This window comes from Muricauda sp. SCSIO 64092 (assembly GCF_023016285.1).
In the GTDB taxonomy this organism is placed as follows: Bacteria; Bacteroidota; Bacteroidia; order Flavobacteriales; family Flavobacteriaceae; genus Croceivirga.
On sequence record NZ_CP095413.1, the window covers coordinates 1,832,285 to 1,856,136 of the forward strand.

The 23,852-nt window shown below is 43.4% G+C and carries 26 protein-coding genes; 21 read left to right on the forward strand and 5 right to left on the reverse strand.

Translation table 11 applies throughout. From position 1 onward, the window contains the following. Positions 1-4 precede the first annotated feature (4 nt). A complete protein-coding gene (locus L0P88_RS07510; RefSeq protein ID WP_247133988.1) occupies positions 5-688 on the reverse strand; it encodes a hypothetical protein in 684 nt (227 codons plus the stop codon). Further along, the gene (locus L0P88_RS07515; protein WP_247133989.1) at positions 685-4,437 is read right to left on the reverse strand and encodes a reprolysin-like metallopeptidase; all 3,753 of its coding nucleotides are present in this window, start codon (positions 4,435-4,437) and stop codon (positions 685-687) included. The genes L0P88_RS07510 and L0P88_RS07515 overlap by 4 nt, the downstream gene beginning before the upstream one ends. Positions 4,438-4,487: 50 nt before the next feature. Here L0P88_RS07515 and L0P88_RS07520 point away from each other — a divergent pair, with 50 nt between their 5' ends. The 21 genes from L0P88_RS07520 (at position 4,488) to L0P88_RS07620 (ending at position 20,176) form a co-directional block, all read left to right on the forward strand. Then, entirely contained in the window at positions 4,488-5,423 is a 936-nt protein-coding gene (locus L0P88_RS07520; RefSeq protein ID WP_247133990.1) for a bifunctional riboflavin kinase/FAD synthetase, read from the forward strand. Continuing rightward, positions 5,410-6,750, forward strand: coding sequence for an HTTM domain-containing protein (locus L0P88_RS07525; protein WP_247133991.1), 1,341 nt, complete (start codon positions 5,410-5,412; stop codon positions 6,748-6,750). The genes L0P88_RS07520 and L0P88_RS07525 overlap by 14 nt, the downstream gene beginning before the upstream one ends. Before the next feature lie 24 nt (positions 6,751-6,774). Further along, positions 6,775-8,046 (forward strand): serine--tRNA ligase, encoded by a 1,272-nt coding sequence (serS, locus tag L0P88_RS07530; protein WP_247133992.1) that lies wholly within the window; start codon positions 6,775-6,777, stop codon positions 8,044-8,046. Between the two features lie 52 nt (positions 8,047-8,098). Then, positions 8,099-9,883, forward strand: a complete 1,785-nt coding sequence (locus L0P88_RS07535; protein ID WP_247133993.1) for a tetratricopeptide repeat protein — start codon at positions 8,099-8,101, stop codon at positions 9,881-9,883. A gap of 113 nt (positions 9,884-9,996) precedes the next feature. Next, entirely contained in the window at positions 9,997-10,314 is a 318-nt protein-coding gene (locus tag L0P88_RS07540; protein ID WP_247133994.1) for a DUF4286 family protein, read from the forward strand. Beyond that, complete coding sequence (locus tag L0P88_RS07545) at positions 10,311-10,628, forward strand: gamma-glutamylcyclotransferase family protein (protein ID WP_247133995.1); 318 nt, start codon at positions 10,311-10,313, stop codon at positions 10,626-10,628. The genes L0P88_RS07540 and L0P88_RS07545 overlap by 4 nt, the downstream gene beginning before the upstream one ends. Before the next feature lie 29 nt (positions 10,629-10,657). Next, positions 10,658-11,530, forward strand: coding sequence for a 16S rRNA (adenine(1518)-N(6)/adenine(1519)-N(6))-dimethyltransferase RsmA (rsmA, locus tag L0P88_RS07550; RefSeq protein WP_247133996.1), 873 nt, complete (start codon positions 10,658-10,660; stop codon positions 11,528-11,530). Next, the gene (mgtE, locus tag L0P88_RS07555; protein WP_158778259.1) at positions 11,517-12,869 is read left to right on the forward strand and encodes a magnesium transporter; all 1,353 of its coding nucleotides are present in this window, start codon (positions 11,517-11,519) and stop codon (positions 12,867-12,869) included. Before rsmA ends, mgtE begins: the two co-directional genes overlap by 14 nt. A gap of 11 nt (positions 12,870-12,880) precedes the next feature. Continuing rightward, a complete protein-coding gene (locus tag L0P88_RS07560) occupies positions 12,881-13,246 on the forward strand; it encodes a cupin domain-containing protein (RefSeq protein ID WP_247133997.1) in 366 nt (121 codons plus the stop codon). After that, positions 13,243-14,181, forward strand: a complete 939-nt coding sequence (locus tag L0P88_RS07565; protein ID WP_247133998.1) for a 2-hydroxyacid dehydrogenase — start codon at positions 13,243-13,245, stop codon at positions 14,179-14,181. The genes L0P88_RS07560 and L0P88_RS07565 overlap by 4 nt, the downstream gene beginning before the upstream one ends. Positions 14,182-14,189: 8 nt before the next feature. Next, positions 14,190-14,603 (forward strand): response regulator transcription factor, encoded by a 414-nt coding sequence (locus L0P88_RS23940; protein WP_281499722.1) that lies wholly within the window; start codon positions 14,190-14,192, stop codon positions 14,601-14,603. Positions 14,604-14,704: 101 nt separating this feature from the next. Further along, complete coding sequence (locus L0P88_RS07575; RefSeq protein ID WP_247133999.1) at positions 14,705-15,211, forward strand: DUF4199 domain-containing protein; 507 nt, start codon at positions 14,705-14,707, stop codon at positions 15,209-15,211. An 11-nt stretch (positions 15,212-15,222) separates the two neighbouring features. Next, the gene (locus tag L0P88_RS07580) at positions 15,223-15,678 is read left to right on the forward strand and encodes a DUF1801 domain-containing protein (protein ID WP_247134000.1); all 456 of its coding nucleotides are present in this window, start codon (positions 15,223-15,225) and stop codon (positions 15,676-15,678) included. Beyond that, positions 15,675-16,067, forward strand: a complete 393-nt coding sequence (locus L0P88_RS07585; protein ID WP_247134001.1) for a VOC family protein — start codon at positions 15,675-15,677, stop codon at positions 16,065-16,067. Before L0P88_RS07580 ends, L0P88_RS07585 begins: the two co-directional genes overlap by 4 nt. A 69-nt stretch (positions 16,068-16,136) precedes the next feature. Next, complete coding sequence (locus L0P88_RS07590) at positions 16,137-17,381, forward strand: peptidase U32 family protein (RefSeq protein WP_247134002.1); 1,245 nt, start codon at positions 16,137-16,139, stop codon at positions 17,379-17,381. Then, the gene (locus L0P88_RS07595) at positions 17,381-17,611 is read left to right on the forward strand and encodes a ferredoxin (RefSeq protein WP_247134003.1); all 231 of its coding nucleotides are present in this window, start codon (positions 17,381-17,383) and stop codon (positions 17,609-17,611) included. The genes L0P88_RS07590 and L0P88_RS07595 overlap by 1 nt, the downstream gene beginning before the upstream one ends. 296 nt (positions 17,612-17,907) lie before the next feature. Further along, positions 17,908-18,342 (forward strand): TM2 domain-containing protein, encoded by a 435-nt coding sequence (locus tag L0P88_RS07600; RefSeq protein ID WP_158778250.1) that lies wholly within the window; start codon positions 17,908-17,910, stop codon positions 18,340-18,342. A 79-nt stretch (positions 18,343-18,421) separates the two neighbouring features. After that, the gene (locus L0P88_RS07605) at positions 18,422-18,745 is read left to right on the forward strand and encodes an ArsR/SmtB family transcription factor (protein ID WP_247134004.1); all 324 of its coding nucleotides are present in this window, start codon (positions 18,422-18,424) and stop codon (positions 18,743-18,745) included. A gap of 2 nt (positions 18,746-18,747) precedes the next feature. Further along, on the forward strand, positions 18,748-19,236 hold the full coding sequence (locus L0P88_RS07610; RefSeq protein ID WP_247134005.1) for a DUF6428 family protein: 489 nt from the start codon (positions 18,748-18,750) through the stop codon (positions 19,234-19,236). 9 nt (positions 19,237-19,245) lie between these two features. Further along, the gene (locus L0P88_RS07615) at positions 19,246-19,740 is read left to right on the forward strand and encodes a GNAT family N-acetyltransferase (RefSeq protein ID WP_247134006.1); all 495 of its coding nucleotides are present in this window, start codon (positions 19,246-19,248) and stop codon (positions 19,738-19,740) included. Between the two features lie 13 nt (positions 19,741-19,753). Next, a complete protein-coding gene (locus tag L0P88_RS07620; RefSeq protein WP_247134007.1) occupies positions 19,754-20,176 on the forward strand; it encodes an arsenate reductase ArsC in 423 nt (140 codons plus the stop codon). Here L0P88_RS07620 and L0P88_RS07625 read toward each other — a convergent pair. From L0P88_RS07625 to L0P88_RS07635, 3 genes are read right to left on the reverse strand one after another with little or no spacing between them, the layout of a single operon-like run. Next, on the reverse strand, positions 20,173-21,972 hold the full coding sequence (locus tag L0P88_RS07625) for a GNAT family N-acyltransferase (protein WP_247134008.1): 1,800 nt from the start codon (positions 21,970-21,972) through the stop codon (positions 20,173-20,175). The two genes, L0P88_RS07620 and L0P88_RS07625, sit on opposite strands and share 4 nt — an antisense overlap. 59 nt (positions 21,973-22,031) lie before the next feature. Then, entirely contained in the window at positions 22,032-23,282 is a 1,251-nt protein-coding gene (locus L0P88_RS07630; protein ID WP_247134009.1) for an aspartate kinase, read from the reverse strand. After that, positions 23,279-23,755, reverse strand: coding sequence for a GNAT family N-acetyltransferase (locus L0P88_RS07635; protein ID WP_247134010.1), 477 nt, complete (start codon positions 23,753-23,755; stop codon positions 23,279-23,281). The genes L0P88_RS07630 and L0P88_RS07635 overlap by 4 nt, the downstream gene beginning before the upstream one ends. Between the last annotated feature and the right edge of the window lie 97 nt (positions 23,756-23,852).

Genomic DNA, 23,852 nt, shown 5'->3' on the forward strand with positions numbered 1-23,852 from the left:
CTCCTTAAAACACCTTAAAATCAAAGACTCCCGAATCCGATCTATTGCCTTCTGCATCAATCGTAATGACTTTCCAATAGTAAATTTGACCTGAAACCACGTTGCCCATAGTTTCCATAGTTTGTGCATCAGTAGTAATCAAAAGTGTTTCCGGAGGGTTGTTTTCAGAGAAATAAACCTCAAAAGTTTCAATATCCCCTTCCACATCCGCACCGGTCCAGGAAAGTACCACCCCATTGGCAGTCGCCTGAACTGTACTGCCTGCTTCAGGTGACCTGATTTGCGCTGGAAACGGGGCATAGGTTGTCTGTGAACCTGCATTGTAGAAAAGCCAGGATTCGCTGGTGGCGGTTTCGTCAGATTCATTATTGGTGGATAGTATGGACCAAGAAAAGGGAGCACCCTTTTCTATGGAAAGGGCCGCAGAAGTGCTTGATGTACTAATTGTCTGTGGTATATTGGTAAGTAAGTTGATTACCGTTAGGGTGTAATTATCCGTATTGTTGGCTGGTTGCCATTCAAAAGTTACTTGGCTAAGGTCTTCCGTTAAATCCACCCCTGTAGTACACTCGGAATTCTCAAAAGGGAATACCAATACGGCCCCTTCCGGAGAAGGTGGTGGGCCATCATCCCCTCCCCCACATCCCAGTAAGAGGCCAATAACAACTACGATTGTCCAATTCCTCATCGCTTTATCATTTTAGTGGTCAAGGATACCCCATTGGACTCCATTACCAAATAATACAGTCCGTTGGATAATCTGGTAACGTCCAAGTCAAAATTGAAGTTTGTGGGCCGCTTTAAACGTTGCATCACCAACCTCCCATCCGAACCAAATACATTGACCATTACATCTTGATTCTGAAATTGGGATGTAATGGTCACCCAATCCGAGGTTGGATTCGGCAAAAGCACAGGAGCATCCCCAACAAAAAACTGTGTTTCAAAAACTCCTTGGCACACTAATCCCGTCGATACTTTTAATTGGTTCAACCCTTTGTTTAAATTCAATGTGATTTCACTTTCGGTGGTCTGGGTGGCCAATCCATTCAGTTCTATGGTATAGAATTCACCTCCGGACATCCGTAAGCTTACCTTGTCCTCATTCGCCAGTAAATTTGCCAACACACTTAATTCCTCAGGTTCTTCGATCACAATTTCAAAACAGGTTTCCCTGTAGTTGATTGACCCATCACTACCATTGATACAAAGTTGATAGGTGCCTGAACCCAGGTTTATAAATTGTGTTTCTTCCGTAAATTGATTCGATACATCAATTCCATTTCCCGTTAGGGTTGCAGTATAATCGATTGCGGTATCCAAGGCCGAAATAGAAACGGAACCATCATTATTCCCCCTACAAGCTTCACTTTGTATGGAAACGGAAAAGTTATTGGGCGGAAAAGCATTTAACGGACATCCCGAGGTATCCACCTGGACACCCTTTGGTGTTCCCAGGCAGAGGTCATCCCCATCATCAAAGACGCCATCTTCATCGTCATCTGGCCTAAAAGCACCTTCAACACAAATTTCCAGGGAAAAATCTTCCAGGACGCCCCCGTCAGAAGGTACGGTATCCTCAACCTCCAATATCCATTCGCCCAATGTAGATTCCCCGTTTAAAGCCGATAACGACCCCAAAGGTTGTACAATACCCTCAATGGCCGGGTTACCCGAGCAATTTATGGGATCTCCCCCATCATCAAAAACAGCGTTGATATTGTTTAAGTCCCCACAGTTTTTTGAAACCAATGCTACCTTGGTCCCTAAAGGGGAAATCAAAGTTACCACCAGGTCCTCCAAAAAGGTATGGGACAGTTCAAAATTTACATTCACATCCGCTATAACCAAATCTTCGACCAAAAAGATACTGGACGTAACCGTTGGGGTGTCTTCTGCGGAAATCTCCAAAGATTGTTCTTTGGTATTAAAAACCTTGCAATTGACCACAGAGGTGATAAAACTAAAAGGCACCCCAAAAGTCCCTTCCCCACATGGATTGTTGGGTTTTACACGCCAATAATATGTAGTTTCGGGGAGGAGGGCCGAACTTTGATAGAAATTAAAGGATACCCGTGCAGATTCAACGATATCAGTGAACGCTTCATCAGTGGCAATTTCTATATCAAATGATGAAAAGTTAGTGTCTTCCTGCCAGGTAAACTCGGGGTTAATTCGGGTTCCTATGGCTAAATCCTCAGGGAAGGTAAGGACAACATCGTTGAATGTATTGTCCTGTACATTAACCTGTAAAGTGGTAGCGGTAGAAAAACTGGGGCCCGTAGCGATCACCTCAACTTGATGCAATCCCACAGGTACGTTTTCCACATTGCCAAGGGTCAGCGTAACATCCGTACCATTGTCCATAACACTATCCTGTGAGAAAGAAATAGAGAACGGCACCGAAGTGTTTACGGTCAAATCCATTGGCTCCGAAAAACCACCATAGGTTTCATATACGAAAGGAACTACAATAGCATTTGGTTGGCAGGTATTACGGACCAATTGATCAATATTGAGAATGGCCGAAGATTCTTCAATGGTAAACCCCGAACTGTTGACGGCAAAAAAAACATTGTTATTGGCCCTGACCATAATTCTTGCGTTCGTAGTGGCAATTCCGGGTAGTTGAAGTTGTGCAAGACCGGTATTGGGAATATCCTCTGCCAACACTTCGGAAAAACTGGAGCCACCATCCGTTGATAAAAGGATATCCACGGTTTCAGCATTGATGGGAGCCGTATTGGTGTTGGCCACGTCCCAGGTAATGTCCTGCACACTTCCCGCAGTATAGACCTCATTACTATTTTGGGAAGTGACCACAAATGGTCCGGCCCCATTCACAACGCTGATCTTTAAGGAGCCTGAAGCTACTTGTCCACCTTCTGGATTATTGTCCCTTACCGTTACGGCAAAGTTTAGTTCACGCTCCACATTGGCAACAGTCTCCCAGGCATCATTGGTAATTGGATTTAGCTGTTCCAGGTTGCCGCTGAGAATCCGGGAAAGTCGCGGAAAATACCTAAAGGATCTCGTTGTTGGCGGCAACGATCTAAAATTGGCCCCGGAAACGTTGTCGGGACCAAAAGTGGAGCTTATGACCACGCCATCGTCAATTTGTTCCCATGCATAGGTCAGGACATCCCCATCAATATCCGTTGCGTCACCGGTAAGGACAAATGCGGTGCCCTTGGGTATGATATGGTCTGATAACGGATTTAGAATGGGAGGGCTATTTAGTAATGTGGTGTTTTGGGAACAGCTGGTAGTTTCCAAATAATCCTGGATTTGAGCTATGCTGTTATGGTGAAAATAATCGTCCCCATTGGGAGCCACGTTATTGTCGGTCTCCACAATACCGGCATAACCCATAATAGTGGTTCCACTCGCAGGTTCGGATTGGACCCCGGTTCCTTCGGACTGAAAAGACCAAGTATGGTTGGCACCAAATTGATGCCCCAATTCATGGGCCACAAAATCCAAATCGAATAGGTCGCCCTCCGGAACAAGTGCCGAAGCAAATGCACTTCCCTTTCTATTGTCCACACAAACGGAACCTATAAATCCGGCATTGCCGCTATCATTATCCCTGTGGAATAAATGTCCAACGTCATAGTTTTCCTCCCCGATAATGGTACTTAGCGTATTCTGAACTTGGGCGTTGAAGCTACTGGTGTAGGGATCTGTAGCTGCATTGGTAAATATGACCAAATCATTATTGGGAACAAGTTCCAAAGTCACCCCCAAATCTGTTTCAAAAACTTCATTGACCCTCGTAAGGGTTGCATTAATGGCCGTTAGGGCACCCGTAACCGTTCCCCCATGGTAGGTGGTGTACTCGCCAGTTACGGATACGGCTATCCTATATTTCCTGAGAATCCGACCATCCACAAGGTTTTTTGATGTAGGACTATGTTTTAGACCGGATATGCCCATGGTAGAACATATGAAACCGGATTTTTCGGTTGTTCTGGATCCTTGGTGAACATGGTACATGTGGGATGTTCCATCCTCCTTTTCAATGAAACTGCGTACTCCTGTTTTATAGTCCAGCAATGTGCCTTGCAATCCCTTGGGGGAATAACTAAAACGAACTCTTTGTTCCCCATCCAGTGAAGTTCCGGTAAAAGATTGGATCTGTGGATATTTTTTAGCGAGGTCTGGATGGAATACAGGAGTTTCCCTTACCTTAAAAGCACGCAAATTGCCCTGCTGGTCGGGAAGTTGGAGCATTTCGGATTTTTCCACGTCAATTTGTTGGAGGACTTTCCCAAATTGATCCGGACGTAATTCAAAAACAGTCTTTTCACTTGACAACTTGGAAGTACGGTTGGAAACCGAAGATTGCATTTGCCTCCAGTAGCCTTCCTGGGCCAAACCATAAAACCCACTAAAAAGTATGGTTATTGATAAAACAAAGTGTAACTTAGCTTTCATCGAAAAGAGGGCGAAACTTAATCAAAAGTAAGCCTTTTTATTTTTGTCCCGTGGAAACGATCCAAGGCATCTCACAATTCAACTCTCATAAAAACACCGCAATTACCATTGGCACATTTGATGGCGTGCACATTGGCCATAAACGTATCTTGGAACGCCTCATAAATAATGCCAAAAATACAGGAACCAAGTCTACCGTGCTTACTTTTTTTCCGCACCCAAGAATGGTACTCCAAAAAGACTCCGAAATAAAGCTGTTGAACACCCTTGCAGAAAAACAACAGATCTTAAGGGAAATGGGACTGGATTTCCTCATTGTCCATCCGTTTACCAAAGCATTTTCAAGACTCACCGCATTGGAATTTGTGCGTGACCTTTTGGTCAATAAGCTTAAGGTCAAAAGCGTGGTAATTGGGTACGATCACAGATTTGGACGCAATAGAAATGCCAATATCAAGGATCTCATAGGTTTTGGAAATACATTTGATTTTAAGGTTGAAGAAATCCCCGCCCAAGAAATCGACGAAGTTTCGGTAAGTTCAACAAAAATCAGAAATGCATTGCTCAACGGGGATATCGAAACGGCAAACGCCTATCTGGGTTACAAATACATGCTTTCCGGAAAGGTGGTAAGGGGAAAGGGACTTGGAAAGGATTTAGGGTTCCCAACGGCAAATCTAAAAATTGAGGAGGCCTACAAACTCATTCCGCAAAACGGGGCGTACATCATAACCTGCGAATTTGGGAATACAATTACCCAAGGAATGATGAATATAGGGTATAACCCCACTGTAGACGGCAAAAACAAGAATATAGAGGTACACCTTTTTAATGTAGACCAGGACCTATATAACAAGGACCTACAGATACGCCTTATAAAAAAAATCAGGGACGAACAAAAATTTGACTCGCTCCAATCCCTCAGTGATCAATTGAGGACCGATAAAGAAAATGCACTGGAATTCCTGAAAAATGAAATCTATTAACCAGTTCCTCTTCCGTAGAATTGACAATGCCCAGTTGGTGGTTTTCCGGGTCTTTTATGGTATCCTAGTCTGTTGTGAGGCCTTTGGTGCCATTGCCACAGGTTGGGTAAGACGTACGTTTATTGAACCTAAGTTCACTTTTAATTTCATTGGCTTCGAGTGGTTGCAACCACTGCCCGGGGATGGTATGTACTACTATTTTGTAGTTATGGGAATCTTTGGAATCCTTATCACTTTGGGCTATAAGTATCGTTTCAGTGCATTTGCGTTTGCGTTTATGTGGTCCGGGGTATATCTCATGCAAAAAACCTCGTACAATAACCACTACTACCTTTTAATGTTATTGGCATTTATTATGGGGCTTTTACCGGCACACAAAAACCTTTCCCTTGATGCCAGCCGCAATCCCAAGATAAAAAAGGATTGGATGCACAATTGGGTCCGATGGTTGATCATAGCACAACTGTTCATTGTATACACCTATGCGTCCGTAGCAAAACTATATGCCGATTGGCTGGATTTTAGCATCATTGAACTTTTGATGAAAGGAAAAAAAGAGTATTGGTTGATTGGGGAACTGCTTCAGGAGAAATGGTTGCATAAAGCAGTTGCCGTGTTTGGGATTCTCTTTGATCTATTGGTGATTCCCGCCCTATTGTGGAAACCGACCAGAAAGGTTGCCTTTGGCTTTTCCATCTTTTTCCATCTTTTTAACAGTTATGTATTCCGAATTGGGATTTTCCCTTATCTCTCACTGGCATTTTGCGTGTTTTTCTTTGATGCACAGACCATAAGAAACGTATTCTTGAAGAAGAAAAATGCTGATATTCCTTCAAAGTTGGGTTTTCCGAGTGGGTACAAATGGATAACTGGAGCCATAAGTATCTATTTGGTCATACAGCTTCTACTCCCCCTAAGGCACTACACCTTTGAAGATGATGTGCTTTGGACCGAAGAAGGACATCGATTAAGTTGGCGGATGATGTTGCGAACGCGTTCCGGATACACACATTTTAAAGTGGTGAATAAAGCAACCAAGGATACCACATCCGTGGATTTGGATGATTACCTCACAAAAAAGCAACGGCGCAAAACAGGCAGCTATCCGGACTATATTTGGCAATTTGCACAAAGGCTCAAAAAGGAGTATGCCAAAAAAGGAGAGGATGTAAGCGTCTTTGTCACTTCAAGGGTCAAGGTCAATGCAGGGAAGTATCACACCCTCATAGACCCAAATACCGATTTAGCCGCCGTTCCCTGGAAACATTTCTCCCATCATGATTGGATTTTGCCCAGGGAAAATGAAAAATCGAATCCAAAAAAGTAATTTTGCATCCCTAAAGCAAAAACTATGCTTCAGCTGCAGAAAATAAGGGAGAATAAAGAAGCCTATATTGAGGCCTTGGCAAAAAGAAACATTGAAGGGGGCAAACTTCTGGACGATGCGTTACAACTTGATGAAAAACGCCGTGCAACACAAACCGAACTGGATGCCACTTTGGCAAAATCCAATACCCTTTCCAAGGAAATAGGAATGCTCTTTAAAAGTGGCAGGACAGCTGAAGCAAACGCCATAAAAGCTACCACTGCCGAGCTCAAGGAAACGTCCAAAAATCTTGGGGATCAACTTAATCTGGTCTCAAATGAACTTCAGGAACTGTTGTATCAGATTCCCAATATTCCCCATAATTCCGTGCCCAAGGGAAATACCGATGAAGACAATGAGGAGATTTTTAGGGAAGGGGAAATCCCCGAATTGCAGCAAGGGGCACTTCCCCATTGGGAGTTGGCCAAAAAGTATGACATCATAGACTTTGAACTTGGGGTAAAAGTCACTGGTGCGGGCTTTCCTATTTATAAAGGAAAGGGGGCTCGTTTGCAAAGGGCCTTGATTTCCTACTTTTTGGACAAAAACACCGAAGCCGGTTATACCGAAATACAGGTACCACACTTAGTGAACGAGGCTTCAGGCTATGGGACTGGACAGTTACCGGATAAAGAGGGGCAGATGTACCATATTGGGGAAGACAATCTGTATCTGATCCCCACTGCGGAAGTACCGGTCACCAATATTCTTAGGGGCGAAATTTTGAACGCATCCAATTTCCCAATAAAATATACAGGCTATACCCCGTGCTTTAGAAGGGAAGCGGGCAGTTATGGTGCACACGTACGTGGTTTGAACCGACTGCACCAATTTGATAAGGTCGAAATTGTACGGGTAGAGCATCCGGACAACTCCTACCACGCTTTGGATGAGATGGTGGAACATGTCAAAAACATACTAAGGGAATTAAAACTTCCCTACCGTATTCTTAGGCTTTGCGGTGGTGATCTTGGGTTCACTTCTGCCCTGACCTATGACTTTGAAGTATTCTCCACCGCACAGGATCGATGGTTGGAAATCAGTTCCGTTTCCAATTTTGAAACCTATCAGGCCAATCGGTTAAAGCTTCGTTTTAAGGATGCAGATGGGAAACGGCATCTGGCACACACCCTAAATGGCAGTGCTTTGGCCTTACCCCGTGTTTTGGCCGGCATTTTGGAGAACTATCAAACGGAAAACGGTATTGCCATTCCAGAGGTATTGGTTCCTTACTGCGGATTTGAGGTTATCGATTAGTTTTCAGGATAAGTTAACACAATACCGTTGATTGCTTCGTTATATTTAGACCATGCGTAGCATTTACCTTATTTTATGTTTGCTCTTTTTGTCCGGGGCAAAGGCTCAGGAGGATTTCTTGGCCAAGCAGTATTTTAATGACGGGGAGTTTGAAAAAGCCGTTGTTTTCTACGAAAAGTTGGTGGAACAAAACCCAAGAAGAACGGATTATTCAGAAGGATTGGTCGCTTGCTACCAACAATTGGAACGCTACGGGGATGCAGAAACCTTTCTTTTGAACAAAATTGAACAGACCTATGCCTTCCCCACATTTTTTATTGAATTAGGCTATAATTATACCCTTCAGAACCAACCGGAAAAAGCTTCGGAATACTACCAACGTGCCATTCAAAAGATTGAGGAAAACCCAAACTTTGGCTATGCCGTAGGGTATCGCTTTCAGAAGTATGCCCTGTTGGATGAGGCCATAACGGCATACATAAAAGCAATGGCGCTAAAGTCGGAGCTCAATTACGATTTTCAACTGGCACGGATCTATGGGGAAAAGGGGGATATTGAAAAAATGTACCAATCGTACCTTAGACTTATTTATGAAGGGAAAACCTCAAGGGCCAATGTATTGCGAAACCTGGATGATTTTATAACGGAAGACCCGACCAACCAAAATAACATAACGCTCAGAAAGACCTTACTGCTCAACGCCCAAAAGAATCCGGATGTCCTATGGAACGAATTGTTGAGTTGGCTCTTCATCCAACAGGCGCAATACAAAAGTGCCTTCGCCCAAGAAAAGGCGATTTATAAACGAACGGGGGAATCTTCGTTGGACCGCATGGTCAATTTGGGGGAAATTACGCTCGAGAATGGTGACAGGGAGACGGCCACCACGATCTTTGAATTCATTGTTGAAAATGCCACCCAACCCAACATCAGGTTAAATGCACAGCTAAGCCTTATAGATATTGAATTGATGGATGCCAAGGGCAAAAAACTGGATGCCGTGGGCAAAAAGTTCGAATCCTTACTGGAGGACTATGGTTATGATAACAAGACCCTTCAGTTGCAAATTGCCTATGCCAATTTCCTGACCTTCAAAAAAGAAAATCCAGAACCTGCCATTGGCATGTTAAAGCGAAGTTTGGAAGAATCCCTGGGTCGGTTTGGGAAGGCCTACATTAAATTGGCCCTTGGTGATATTTTGGTATACGACCAACGTTTTAACGAGGCTTTGATTTATTTTACCCAGGTCCAAAAAAGTCTCAAAAATGATGTCCTGGGGCAGGATGCCCGTTTTAAGGTAGCCCAAACCAGCTTTTATAAAGGGGATTTTGATTGGGCACTTACCCAACTAAAAGTGTTGCGCGGTTCCACTTCGCAGCTTATTGCCAATGATGCCATGCAGTTGAGTTTGTTGATATCCGACAATAGCTTGGAAGATTCCACCCAAACGGCCCTAAGGAAATATGCCCGGGCCGATCTATTGGCCTATCAGAACAACGATGAGGAGGCCATTTCCATATTGGATGATATTCTTGAAAACCACAAAGGGGAAAAAATTGAGGATGAAGCCTTACTGCGACAAGGTAAACTTTTTGAGGCCCAAAAGAATTTTTCCGGGGCCAGGTTCAACTACCAAAAAATAGTGGAGTTTTATGGTCAGGATATTTTGGCCGATGATGCCCATTTTGCTTTGGCCCAACTGTATGAAAATCATATTTCCGATATTGGAAAGGCAAAATACCACTACGAAAAAATAATATACAATTACCAAGATAGTTATTACTTTCCCCAAGCACGGAAAAATTTCAGAAGGCTTCGTGGGGACAGTATAAATTGAACTCATTGATTTTTGTCATGGCGTCCGGCGAATTTTATCTCCCCCACTAAATTCATTGGACACTTTAACTTAACTTAACTGTTTTCCATCAAAACCGAAGTAGCGTTACAAAAATGCTTATTTATAATGTTACCATAAACATTGACGATTCCGTCCATGAGGAGTGGCTCATTTGGATGAAGGACAAACATATTCCCGATATGCTGGCGACCCAAAAATTCCTGGAAGCGAAAATGTGCAGGGTAATGGTTGAAGAAGAAATGGGTGGCACTACCTATTCCATTCAATACAAAACCCCGGATAGGGAAACCCTGGAGCGCTATTATCAGGAAGACGCGGAAAGGATGCGGAGTGAAGGAAATCGATTGTTCCCAAACAAATTTATGGCCTTTAGAACCGAATTGGAAATAATTAACGAACAAACCCTTTGAGATATACACAATATCTTTTTGCCTACGGCACCCTTCAAAATAAGGAAGTACAACAAGTAATTCTGAACAGGACACTTTACGGGAAAATTGCTGTTTTGGTGGGGTATCGGATGTCCAAAAAGAAGGTCCATGGGAAATATCCGTTAATTGAACCCTCATCAATGCAATCAGACATCGTGGAGGGAATGCTGTTCAAAGTTTCCAATTTTGAGCTGCACGAAATTGATCAATACGAAACTTCGGTTTACAAACGCATTCAGGTCATGGTAAAGTCTGGTATAAAAGCATGGACATATGTGGAAAATTTCGACTGATCACCTTACCTTGTCATGAAAATACTCCTATGGCTAAAAAAGGGAACAAAAAATATGCTTCTCAAAAGCAAGGGCCATCTGAAAAACAAGGGAGTTCCCCATCCGTAAAAGCAAAAAAACACCTCGGTCAACATTTTCTCAAGGATGAAACCATTGCGCAACGTATTGCTGAAACCCTGTCATTGGAAGGTTATGGCCATGTTTTGGAAATTGGTCCGGGAACGGGGGTCCTTACCAAATATTTATTACTTCGGGGTATTGATTTAACGGCTATGGATTTGGATGGCGAGTCCATCGTCTATCTCAAACATAGCTTTCCTTTGGAGCATCCCAAGGTTTTAGGGCAACACAACAGATTTCAGGTCATTGAAGGTGATTTTCTGAAATTCGATTTAAATCAACTCTATGGAAAAGACCAATTTGCGATAACGGGCAACTTCCCTTACAATATTTCCACTCAAATTGTATTCAAAGTATTGGAAATGCGCAATCAAATCCCAGAATTTTCGGGAATGTTCCAAAAAGAAGTGGCCCAACGCATTTGTGAACCCCCGGGGAACAAAACCTATGGTATCCTGTCCGTTTTGGCACAGGCCTTTTATGATGCCGAATACCTGTTTACCGTTCATCCCCAGGTTTTTGACCCCCCACCAAAGGTACAGTCCGGGGTGCTGCGATTAATCAGGAAAACCGACTATCAACTCCAATGTGACGAAACACTTTTCTTTAAAGTGGTAAAAGCGGCTTTCAACCAAAGACGTAAAACCATTAGAAATAGTTTGAAATCCTTTAAGCTTTCCCTAAATCTTAAGGAAGACACTATATTTGACAAGCGACCGGAACAACTGAGTGTCATCGATTTTGTCACACTTACTAGAATGATCACAAATGACGCCGTTTAAACTCACAGACGAACTGATCGAGCAGATAGAAATGCTCATTGAAGGCCAAAAAGATGGCGACCTACGTCTTTTGATGAAGGAATTCCACTATGCGGACGTGGCAGAAATTGCCAATGAACTGGAAGAGGAACAGGCGACCTATTTGATCAAACTGTTGGACAGTGAAAAAACCTCGGACGCACTTACCGAGCTTGATGAAGATGTGCGTGAAGCCATTTTGAGCAATCTCTCCCCCAAGGAAATTGCCGGTGAGATCGAGGAATTGGATACCGATGACGCCGCGGATATTGTTGGGGAACTTCCAAAGGAAATTGTCCAGGAGGTTATTTCCGAGATTGAGGACAGGGAACATGCCAAGTATATCGTAGATCTTTTACGCTATGATGAGGATACGGCAGGTGGTCTAATGGCAAAAGAGCTCGTTAAGGTCAATGAAAATTGGAACGTCCTTAAATGTGTGAAGGAGATGCGTGCCCAGGCAGAAAATGTAACAAGGGTACACTCCATTTATGTTGTGGACGATGAGGAAAAACTAAAAGGGCGCCTATCCTTAAAAGATTTATTGACCACTTCCACCACAACCCATATCAAAGAGGTTTATATTCCTAAGGTAGATTCCGTAAATGTCAATGAAAAGCCAGAGGAAGTTGCCAAAATTATGTCCAAATACGACCTGGAGGCCATTCCCGTTGTGGATGAAATTGGGCGGTTGGTAGGCCGTATCACCATTGACGATATTGTGGATGTCATTCGGGACGAAGCAGAAAGGGATTACCAACTGGCGGCCGGTATCTCCCAGGATGTAGAGGCGGACGATAGTATTTGGGAACTGACCCGTGCACGCCTACCCTGGTTGATTTTAGGTCTTTTTGGGGGATTGGGGGCGGCTGTCATCATGGGAAGTTTTGAGACCATTGTCAAAAATGCACCCGAAATCCTTTTTTTCACGCCCCTTATTGCCGCAATGGCCGGTAATGTTGGGGTGCAATCAAGTGCCATTATAGTTCAGGGGCTGGCCAATGATGACCTAAAGGGGAGTATTGGCAATCGCCTTTGGAAAGAAATGCTCCTGGCACTTTTAAATGGATTCATCCTCTCCATATTGTTGCTATTGTTTACCTGGTTGTGGAAAGGGGAGTTCAACACCGCCCTGGCCATTTCATTGTCTTTGGTGGCCGTTATCGTAGTGGCCGGATTGATCGGAACCTTTATTCCCTTGTTCCTGGACAAGAGAAATATAGACCCTGCCATTGCAACAGGACCATTTATCACCACCAGTAATGATATTTTTGGTATTTTGATTTATTTCTGGATTGCCAAATTAATCCTAGGTATTTAATTCCTTTTTTTATGAAACCCATCAACTTAAAAGAGAAACATGGCTTGTTTACCAAACAATGGCATCCACACCAAATTGCGGTGGTCGATGATATGCAGGTCATCCTGGCCAAAATCCAGGGTGAATTTGTTTGGCATTCCCATGAAAATGAGGATGAACTTTTTCAGGTATTAAAGGGAACCCTATATATGAAATTCAGGGACCGGACCGAGGTCGTTAAAGAGGGGGAGTTGATCGTTGTCCCCAAAGGAGTGGAACACTGCCCTTCCACAAAGGATAATGAAGAAGTCCATCTATTGCTTTTTGAAAAACTGAGCACCGCACATACGGGCAATGTAGCACATGAAATGACCCAAAACCATTACCCAAAAATATGAAGGTCCTCCACTTAGATACCAATCATCCCCTACTTTTGGAGAAGTTGGCGGAGTTGGGATTCGAAAACCATGAAGACTATACCTCTTCCAAAAAGGAAATTGAGGAGAAGATCCAGGAGTACGATGGTATTATCATTAGAAGTCGTTTCCCAATCGATCAACACTTTTTGGACAAAGCGAAAAACCTAAAATTTGTTGGAAGGGTCGGTGCCGGACTTGAAAATATTGATGTTCGTTATGCCAGGGAAAAGGATGTGTTTTTGGCCAATGCGCCAGAGGGAAACAGAAATGCCGTAGGAGAACATACCCTTGGAATGTTACTTTCCCTAATGAACAAAATGATTAAGGCCCACCGTGAGGTCCGAAAGGGAAAATGGGACCGTGAAGGAAACCGGGGAATGGAACTCAACGGAAAGACCGTTGGAATCATCGGTTATGGCAATATGGGAAAAGCTTTTGCCAAAAAGTTACAGGGCTTTGATGTTGAAGTCATCTGCTATGACATTATTGGTGGTGTGGGTGATGAAAACGCCCGCCAGGTAGGGATATTGGAACTGCAGCAAAAATCGGATGTGATCAGCCTGCACGTTCCCTTGACGGAATCCAGTAACGGGATGATAAATCGCGAGTTCATCAATGCCTTCCACAACCCTTTTTGGTTTTTGAACACGGCCCGTGGAAAATGTGTGGTGACCAAGGACTTGGTGGAAGCCCTAAAATCGGGCAAGGTTCTTGGGGCCGGATTGGATGTTTTGGAATATGAAAAAAAGTCCTTTGACTTTGAGGATTGGTTCATGAACAAACCCAAACCTTTTAAATATCTGAGAAAAGCACCCAATGTCCTTTTAACCCCACATGTTGCCGGCTGGACCGTGGAAAGTAAAGAAAAACTGGCCCAGACCATTGTGGACAAGATCAAGGCGAAATTTTGCTAAATTTAAAGGTGAAGAAGACCATTTTTGTCTTTTCGGCACTTATCATTTCCTTGCTTGTTCTATTTCAGTTGGGAAAGTATTCCTTTATTTCCGGGAATACGTCCATTGAAATCGTTATCTCCATAGTGGCCATTGTCTTCCTTGGAATTGGACTGTATATTAACCGGCGGAGAGCGCAGTCCGCCCCGGAACCCAATCACGTTGATTTCAAAAAAATCAAGACCCTTGGCATAAGTGATAGGGAATATGAGGTGCTCATAGAAATAGCCAAAGGGCTTTCCAATAGGGAAATTGGCAAAAAGCTTCATATTTCGGAAAGTACCATCAAGACGCACGTATCCAATCTTTTGGTAAAACTCAATGCCAAACGGCGCACGCAGGCCATCCAAATAGCCAAAGAACTCTCCCTAATCCCCCAATAGGGGCATGGGTTCCGACCAAAGTACCAGCTTTTTGGTACTTTAGTATGAATGGTTTTGGTCCAACCAACCCTACATTTGAGTCCAATCAAAATGCAAATCCAATGAAAAAAACAGTCCTTAGATATGGCCTTTATGGAGCGTTGACCATCACCATGCTATTTCTTGCCACCTGGTTCCTTTTAAAGGACAGTGATTTTGCTTCGGGCGAGGCCCTTGGCTATTTATCCATGATCGTATCCCTCTCATTTGTGTACTTCGGAATCAAAAGCTTTAGGGATAAGGAAAATTCAGGAAGGATCAGTTTTAAAAAGGCTTTGTTGATCGGTATCCTCATTAGTCTTATTACCGCGATAGGTTTTGGGATAATCGACACCATTTATGTGAAATACCTCAATCCAGATTTCACCCAAACGTATTACAACAATGCCATTGAGGAAATGAAGAATACATTACCCACCAACGAAGTTGAATTAAAACTACGGGAGTTGGAGTCGCAACGGGAACTTTTTTCGAACAGCTATTTTCTTTTCGCCGTAATGAGTGGAACGGTTTTGGTCATTGGATTCATTATTTCATTGATTTCGGCGGTAATCCTACAACGTAAATAAACCATGATATCATGACCATAGATGCCAATACCGTTGAGGAATATATTGCAAAGGTGCCCAAAGAACGCACTGTGGCAATTTCCAAACTTCGGGACACCGTTAAAAACAATTTGCCCAAAGGTTTTGAAGAGGGCATATCATATAAAATGATAGGGTATTTTGTCCCACATTCCATTTATCCGCAAGGGTATCATTGCGATCCAAAATTGCCCTTGCCGTTCATCAATATTGCCTCCCAGAAGAATTTTGTGGCCCTTTACCATTCCGGTATCTACGCCAATAAAAGTCTGCTGGACTGGTTTGTTGGGGAATATCCCAAGTATGTGAAGACCAAATTGGATATGGGGAAAAGTTGCATCCGATTTAAAAAAGTGGAAAACATCCCCTATCCATTGATCGCGGAACTATGTCAAAAAATGACCGTGGAAGATTGGATCACACTGTATGAAAAAAACACAAAAAGATGAAAAAAAGAGTAACAGGCCTGGGAGGATTCTTTTTTAAAACCAAGAATCCAGATGAAATTAAAAGTTGGTACAAGACCCATTTGGGAATCCCCACGGATCAATACGGATGGACATTCTGGTGGAAAGACCAGGACGGAAACGATTGTTCAACACAATGGAGTCCCTTTAAGGAAAATACCAGCTATTTTCAGCCCAGTGAAAAACAGTTCATGATGAACTTCCGGGTGGAAAATCTAAAAGCGCTTTTGGAGGTTCTAAAAGAGGAAGGCGTAACCGTTGTTGGTGAAATGGAAGAATACGATTATGGCAAATTTGGATGGATATTGGACCCCGAGGGTAATAAAATAGAACTTTGGGAACCTGTGGACAAAGCTTTCCTGGACCAATAGGACCAATGCCTTCAAATACGTAGTGCATTGCGCCCCATTTTGTAATTTTGCCCCACTGGAAATCTGGGCATGACAACAACGGGAAAAATAGAGCTTATGGCCCCGGCGGGCAATTTTGAGTCACTTCAGGCCGCTTTGGACAATGGGGCGGATTCTGTCTATTTTGGTGTGGAACAACTCAATATGCGGGCGCGGTCCAATATCAACTTTGGGCTTAACGATCTGCAGGAGGTGGCAGAACGGTGCAGGGCCAAAAAAGTACGTACCTACCTTACCTTGAACACTATTATTTATGACCATGACCTATCGCTCATAAAGACCCTCCTCAATGCGGCCAAAGCCGCACAGATCACTGCGGTAATCGCTATGGACCAGGCCGTTATTGCGTATGCACGCCAAATTGGGATGGAAGTCCACATCTCAACACAAATCAATATCACCAATATAGAAACGGTGAAATTTTACGCCCTGTTTGCGGACACCATGGTATTGAGCAGGGAGCTAAGCCTGCGGCAAATCCAAAAAATCACCGATCGGATTGAAAAGGAAAATGTTAGGGGGCCTTCAGGTAATTTGGTGGAAATTGAAATCTTTGGACATGGGGCACTCTGCATGGCGGTCTCAGGAAAATGTTACCTGAGCCTGCACTCCCACAATTCTTCGGCCAATAGGGGGGCATGCAAGCAAAACTGCCGGAAGAAGTATACGGTTATCGATCAGGATACCGGTTTCGAGATAGCATTGGATAACGAATACATGATGTCTCCCAAGGATCTCTGTACATTGGATTTTTTGGATCAGGTGATAGCTGCCGGTGCCAAGGTTCTCAAAATTGAAGGGCGTGGGCGTGCGCCCGAATATGTGGCCAAAGTCATAAAAACTTATAGAGAGGCCATCGATGCCCACTATAAAGGAACCTATGACCCGGTTAAGGTGGCCCATTGGATGGAAGAGCTCAAAAAAGTATACAACCGGGGCTTTTGGAGCGGTTATTACCTAGGACAGAAATTGGGGGAATGGAGCAATGTGGATGGTTCCAAGGCTACCCAAAAAAAGGTCTATTTGGGCAAAGGACAGCATTATTTTCCCAAAGCAAAAATCGGGGAGTTCAAAATAGAGGCCTATGACCTGAACATTGGCGACACCGTATTGATCACCGGCCCTACTACGGGTGCCAAGGAATTTGTACTCACCCAAATGTTGGTCAATGACGAAAAAAAGGAAAAGGCGACCAAGAACGATTCCTGCACCATTCCTTTGGACTTCCGCATAAGGCCATCGGACAAACTGTATAAAATTGTAAAGAATCCCTGATGGTAGTGGTCACCCTACAGCGTAAAAAGTGTATTGGCTGCAACTACTGCGTGGAGTTGGCGCCAGCGTTTTTTCAAATGGCGCGCAATGATGGCAAGAGTGTTTTATTGCATTCGGTGGAGAAAAAGGGGTTCCATACCTTCAAATCCACTGATGACGCCAGCTACGCCCCATGTAAGGAAGCCCAAAAAGCTTGTCCGGTAAAAATTATCAGCACTAAATTGGTTTGAGAGCCTGTTTGGGAATTTGTGATTGGAATTGTTATAGGCCATTTTTGGTGCGGAACGAGGCAAAATTTTAGTCCATAGCCATAGTTATGGACTAAAATTTTAACAGGACCGAAAGAAAAGGCCAACGGTTTGGCCTTTGAAAGAGGGGCCAGATGGTGCCCTGGCCGCAAAAAGGGACATAAGAAAACAATTGAAAAATTCCCAAACAGGCTCTGAGTAAAACACTGATGGACAATTCATTGGAGTATCAAAAAAATTGCTACATTTAACATTGTTCAACCCACATAAAAAAAACCATGTCTGAAGAAAAAAAAGATTTAGGAGATAAGGCCGAAGAAGCTTTTGACAAAGCAAAGGAAGCCGCCAAGGACGCTGCTGCAGATGCCAAAGAAGCAGCCAGTGATTTCGCGGATGAAGCCAAGAAAACCGCCAATGAATTCTCAGAGGGACTTAAAAATGCCAGCGGGGACAACAAGAAAATCCTGGCAGGTATTCTCGGAATTATTGTAGGTTCGCTAGGCATCCACAAATTCATTTTAGGGTATCAAAAAGAAGGTTTCATCCTGTTGGGCATAACCGTTGTCGGGATGGTACTAACATGCGTTGGAGTAGGTGTATTTTTAGTTTGGGCAACAGGCCTCGTTGGGCTTATTGAAGGAATTATTTATTTGACCAAGTCAGATGAAGAGTTTTACAACACCTATCAAGTGGGCAAAAAACCTTGGTTCTAGACTCCAAAGGTCAGAAAAATGCTTCTGACCTTTTTTATTTCAATATATCATCGTAATATTGCAATATCATTTTAAATAAATGGGGGCAACAAAAACACATATCTTTTCCACTCGCCATAACGAACTGGCACAGGCCGCCAAAGTCATGGCCCATCCCGCGAGGATAGCCATCCTGGAATTTATAAGCAAACAGGATAGTTGTATCTGTACGGATTTGGTGGATGAGATTGGTCTTGCGCAGCCCACTATTTCCCAACACCTAAATGAAATCAAAAAAATTGGGTTATTAAAGGGAACCTTTGAAGGTAAGAACCTTTGTTATTGTATCGATCAGGAAAAATGGTTGGAACTGCAGCAGTTTTTCAACTCATTTTTCTCTAGTATTAATCAAAATTGCTGTTAATCATGCAAACAAAAGAATTATTGGAGACACTAAAATCCCATCAGAACAAATCACTATTATTTGAATACCGGCAAGGAGAATTCGTAAAGGCCAATTACCATATTACCGAGATTAAAAATACGATTGTGGACGCCGTTGATTGTGGTGCCAATACGGACTATTGGAAGGAAACCGTAATACAGCTTTATGAAAGTCCGGTAGAAAAGGATAAAAAGGAATTCATGACCGCGCGTAAGGCACTGTCCATCCTAAATCGGGTGGACAAGATCAAACCAATGGCAAGGGAAGCGGAAGTAAAGTTTGAATATAGTAACGATAACTTTCACACAGCACAACTTTTTGTTAATGACCTGTTGTGGAACGCTAACGAATTAGTTATTAAACTTGCGGTAGAAAAAACCGATTGTAAGGCCAAGGAAACCTGTGGTATTCCTGAAGAGGTTGTTTCGGATGCTGCCGTTTCCTGTGTACCCGGCAGCGGATGTTGTTAAGTGCCTCCTATGGTGATTAGAGATATGACCCAAAGCGATTGGAGCGATGTAGCTCGAATCTATACTGAAGGCATCGCCACGGGATATGCCACTTTTGAGACCAATGTTCCCCAGTATGGGGATTGGGACAAGGCCCATATAAAACTGTGCCGCCTAATTGCCGAAGAAGATGGTTCCATCCAGGGCTGGGCAGCCCTTTCACCCGTTAGTAGTCGTTGTGTCTATGGAGGGGTTGCCGAAATCAGTATTTATATCGGTGAAAACGCACGGGGCAAGGGCGTTGGGAAAGTACTATTGGCGCGACTTATTGAAGAAAGTGAGCAAGCAGGGTATTGGACCCTACAATCCGGGATTTTTCCCGAAAACAAAGCAAGTATCAAATTGCACGAACGGCTTGGTTTCCGATTTTTGGGCAAAAGGGAATCCATAGGGAAGACCAATGACGGGATTTGGAAGGACAATTTGCTTTTTGAAAGACGAAGTAAAAAAGTTGGAATAGATTAAAGAACGTTCAGTTATGAAAAATGTATTGGTATTGTGTACGGGAAATTCCTGTCGCAGTCAGATGGCACACGGGTACTTAAATTACTACCAAAGTGAATTGGCAACGGTGTATAGTGCGGGTATTGAGACGCATGGATTAAATCCAGGTGCCGTTTCCATTATGAAGGAAGATGGTGTGGATATTTCCCATCATACCTCCAACCACGTGGATGAATATGAGGGTATGGAATGGGATTATATCATTACCGTTTGTGACCATGCCAAGGAAAACTGTCCATTTATTCCCGCCAAAAATGCCCAGCGTTTGCATCATAACTTTAAGGACCCTTCCAAGGTGGAGGGGACCAGTGAGGAGAAGCATCGCGCTTTTTTGGAAACCCGGAACCACATAAAAGAGTTTTGCGAGACTTTTGTTAAAGAGGAATTGGTGAATTAAGATTCGGACATTTTGCGTTCCAATTCGGCTTGAAATTCCTCCATTACAGGTTTTACGGTACTTTCCGGCAGGTCCGCAATTTTTATGTACATCAATCCGTCCACTGAATTATTAAAAAGTGGATCTACATTAAAAGCCACCACCTTGGCGTTTTGCTTAATGTATTTTTTGATCAATACTGGCAAACGTAGACTTCCCGGTTCCACTTCTTCAATAAGCCTATCAAACTTGTTGAGGTCCGCTTTGGCTTCATCAAACACAAACTCCTTATCGGCATCCTTAAGCTTTACCTTAAATTCCTTTTTTGGATGAATGTACTGGGCCACATAAGGATCCCAATAATGGGACTTCATAAATTCGATCATCAATGACTTGGAGAAGTTCGAGAATTGATTGCTGATACTTACCCCACCAATTAAATACTTGTGTTCCGGATAGCGCAATGTGGTGTGCACGATGCCCTTCCAAAGCAAAAATAGGGGCATGGGCTTTTGCTGATATTCCTTTACAATGTAAGCCCTGCCCATCTCAATGGATCTGGCCATCATTCCATGCAACTCCGGTTCAAAACCAAATAGATCCTGAAGGTAAAAACCATCAATACCATAGTTTTTGAATATCTCGGAACCAAGCCCCATTCGGTAAGCCCCAACAATACATTTATCTTGATCATCCCAAAGGAACAGGTGGTGGTAATAGGAATCAAATTCATCCAGATCAATGGGATTATTGGTCCCCTCCCCTACTTCCCGGAACGTTACCTCGCGTTGTCGTCCAATTTCCTTTAAAAGGAAGGGCATATCCCCTTCCTGGGCCAGGAAGACTTCGTAATTTTTACTTTGCAACAACCGCATGTCCTTTTCACGAAGTTTCCCAATTTCACCTTCAAGAACTTCGGTCCGTATCGCCGTGGCAATCTTTCGTGGCGGTTTGGGAATCTTTAAACTTGTGGGCACTTTATCTATCAATCGTTCCTTCTCAAAAACATTGGCCAGGAGATAGGTTTTTTTACGGAGCAATTCCGTAAAACCTTCCAAGGTTTGCTCTTCCTTTTGGGCGGCCACCGATATGGGTTGGCCTATCCTCACTTTAATGGGACGTCTACTTTGGGTGGTCAGTTCCGAGGGCAATTTTGCCGTTCTAAAAACATCATTGATTTTTGAAAGGCGGTAAAACAGTCGACTATTGCGTGCATGAAAATAAATCGGTACCACGGGTACCTCCGCCTTCTTGATCAGTTTTAACGCAGCTTCCTCCCAGGGCTTGTCCACCAACAATTTACCATCGCGATAGGTAGATACCTCACCCGCAGGGAAAATCCCCAATGGATGCCCTTCCTTTAAATGCTGTAATGCATTTTTGAAACCGGTAATACTACTTTTGGCATCTTTATGGTTTTCAAAAGGATTGACCGGCATGATGTAAGGCTTCAAAGGTTCTATTCTGTGCAAAAGGAAGTTGGCAATAATTTTGAAGTCCGATCGCTGTTCCAGCATCAGTTTTAAGAGAAGTACCCCGTCTATCCCTCCCAATGGGTGGTTGGAGATGGTAATAAAGGGACCGTTTTTGGGCAAACGTTTCAGTTCTTCCTCCACCAATTCAAAATCAATCTCATAATGCTCCAGGATAGCCTCACAGAACTGATGGCCATCCAAATCCTGGTGCTTGTCATAAAAGTTGTTCATGTTGGAGATACGGGTAACCTGCATCAACAACCAACCTATAAATGTTCCAACAAATCCGTACTTATCCAAATGGACAACCTTGGCAACCTCTTTCGCAGAAACCAGCCCCATGTGATTGATTTAGTTACGGTAAATATAGAAAAATAGCAGAAGTAGCAACCGAAGAAATCCTATTTCACCACAAGTTGCACCGTCTCTTTTCCCCTTTGTTCAACCAAAACATCATACCCATTTAAGATGGACTCAACGGCATTTTCATCAAAATGTCTTATGGTGTAAAGGGAGACCCCTTCATGGCATACCACTTTAAATCGTTCTTCCAAAACAGGAAGAAGGGTTTTTAAACCATCAAATTTATTGTCCAAACAGACGGAAAAGCTAATGGCCGAATTTTGAATCAAATCCACCTTTAACCGATGTTCATGGAAGAGCCTGAAAATTGCACTGATGTTATCTTCCACAATAAAGGAAAAATCCAATGATGACAATTTTAAAAGTACTTGTTCCTTCTTCACTATAAAACAGGGGACATCCGGGGAAATCTTCACGCCTTTGCCCACCTTGGTTCCCGAGGTCCTTGGATCCACAAATGATTTCACGAACAGGGGTATTCCCTTCCGCTGTAAGGGCTGTAGGGTTTTAGGGTGAATTACCGACGCTCCATAAAATGCCAGTTCTATGGCTTCCCGATAACTGATCTGTTCCAGTTTCCGGGTTTCCTGAAAATGCCTGGGGTCGGCGTTCAAAACCCCGGGCACATCTTTCCAAATGGTGACGGAGTCGGCATCCAAGCAATACCCCAATATGGCAGCGGTATAGTCCGAACCTTCCCTTCCCAAGGTAGTAGTGAAGTTATTCTCATCACTTCCCAAAAAACCCTGGGTAACATTCAATTTTTTGGTATCGATACGGGATCGGATACGACTCCCTGTCACTTCCCAGTCCACTTTGGCTTCACGATAGGCATTGTCCGTCTTGATCAATTCACGGACGTCCAACCACTCGTTTTCAATACCTATTTCCCTAAGATAGGCACTTACGATTGCTGTGGATATCAGCTCCCCATACCCTACCACTTGGTCATAGACAAAGCCGTACTTTGGTGATTTGTTCCAAAGTAAAAACCCCCGGAACTCCTCAATCAGTTTATTGAGTTTGTGGTGTATCCCATGATTTTTGGCTTCAAACAAATCATTGATAATACCTTTATGGTAATCCGCAATAAACTGGATTTTTTCATCCAATAGGGCCTCATCCTTAAAATAGGCATTGACCACGGCCTCCATGGCATTGGTCATCTTTCCCATCGCCGAGACTACCATTAATGTATTTTCGTGGCCCACCGTTTGCAATACCTTGACCACATTGCGTACGCCTTCGGCGTTCTTTACGGATGCCCCCCCAAATTTGAATATTCTCATTCTTCCATAAATTTTTTCATGGCCGCCCTATCCATTTGTACCACATCCCAATCCCTGAGCACAATGGCACCACTGTTCTCATAAAACTGTATGGCAGGTTCGTTCCAATCCAGTACTTCCCATCCAAGGCGTCGTACTTTTTTCTCCAGACCATAGGCAACCACCCGTTTTAAAAGGGCCTTTCCCACTCCTTTTCCCCTCATGGATTGTGTAACTATTAAATCCTCCAAATGGATGACCGGGCCATTCCATGTGGAATATCTGGCGTACACCAATGCAATACCAATAAGGGTTGAGTCCGCCTCTGCCACAAAACAGTGGAACAAAGGCCTTTCTCCAAATCCATCCCTTGTCAGCTCTTCCACAGTGACCTTAACGGCATTGGGCATTTTTTCAAAAACCGCCAGTTCAGTTACCAACCGATGGACGGATTCCATGTCCGCTTTTACTGCTTCTCGAATTAAAAAATCCATATTGTTGCAAATAAAACACTTTGTTATAATATAAACCAACAAAGGTTTGTCGAAATCGTTGTAGTATCACAAAAAGCACGAACTTTGCAGCTAAATA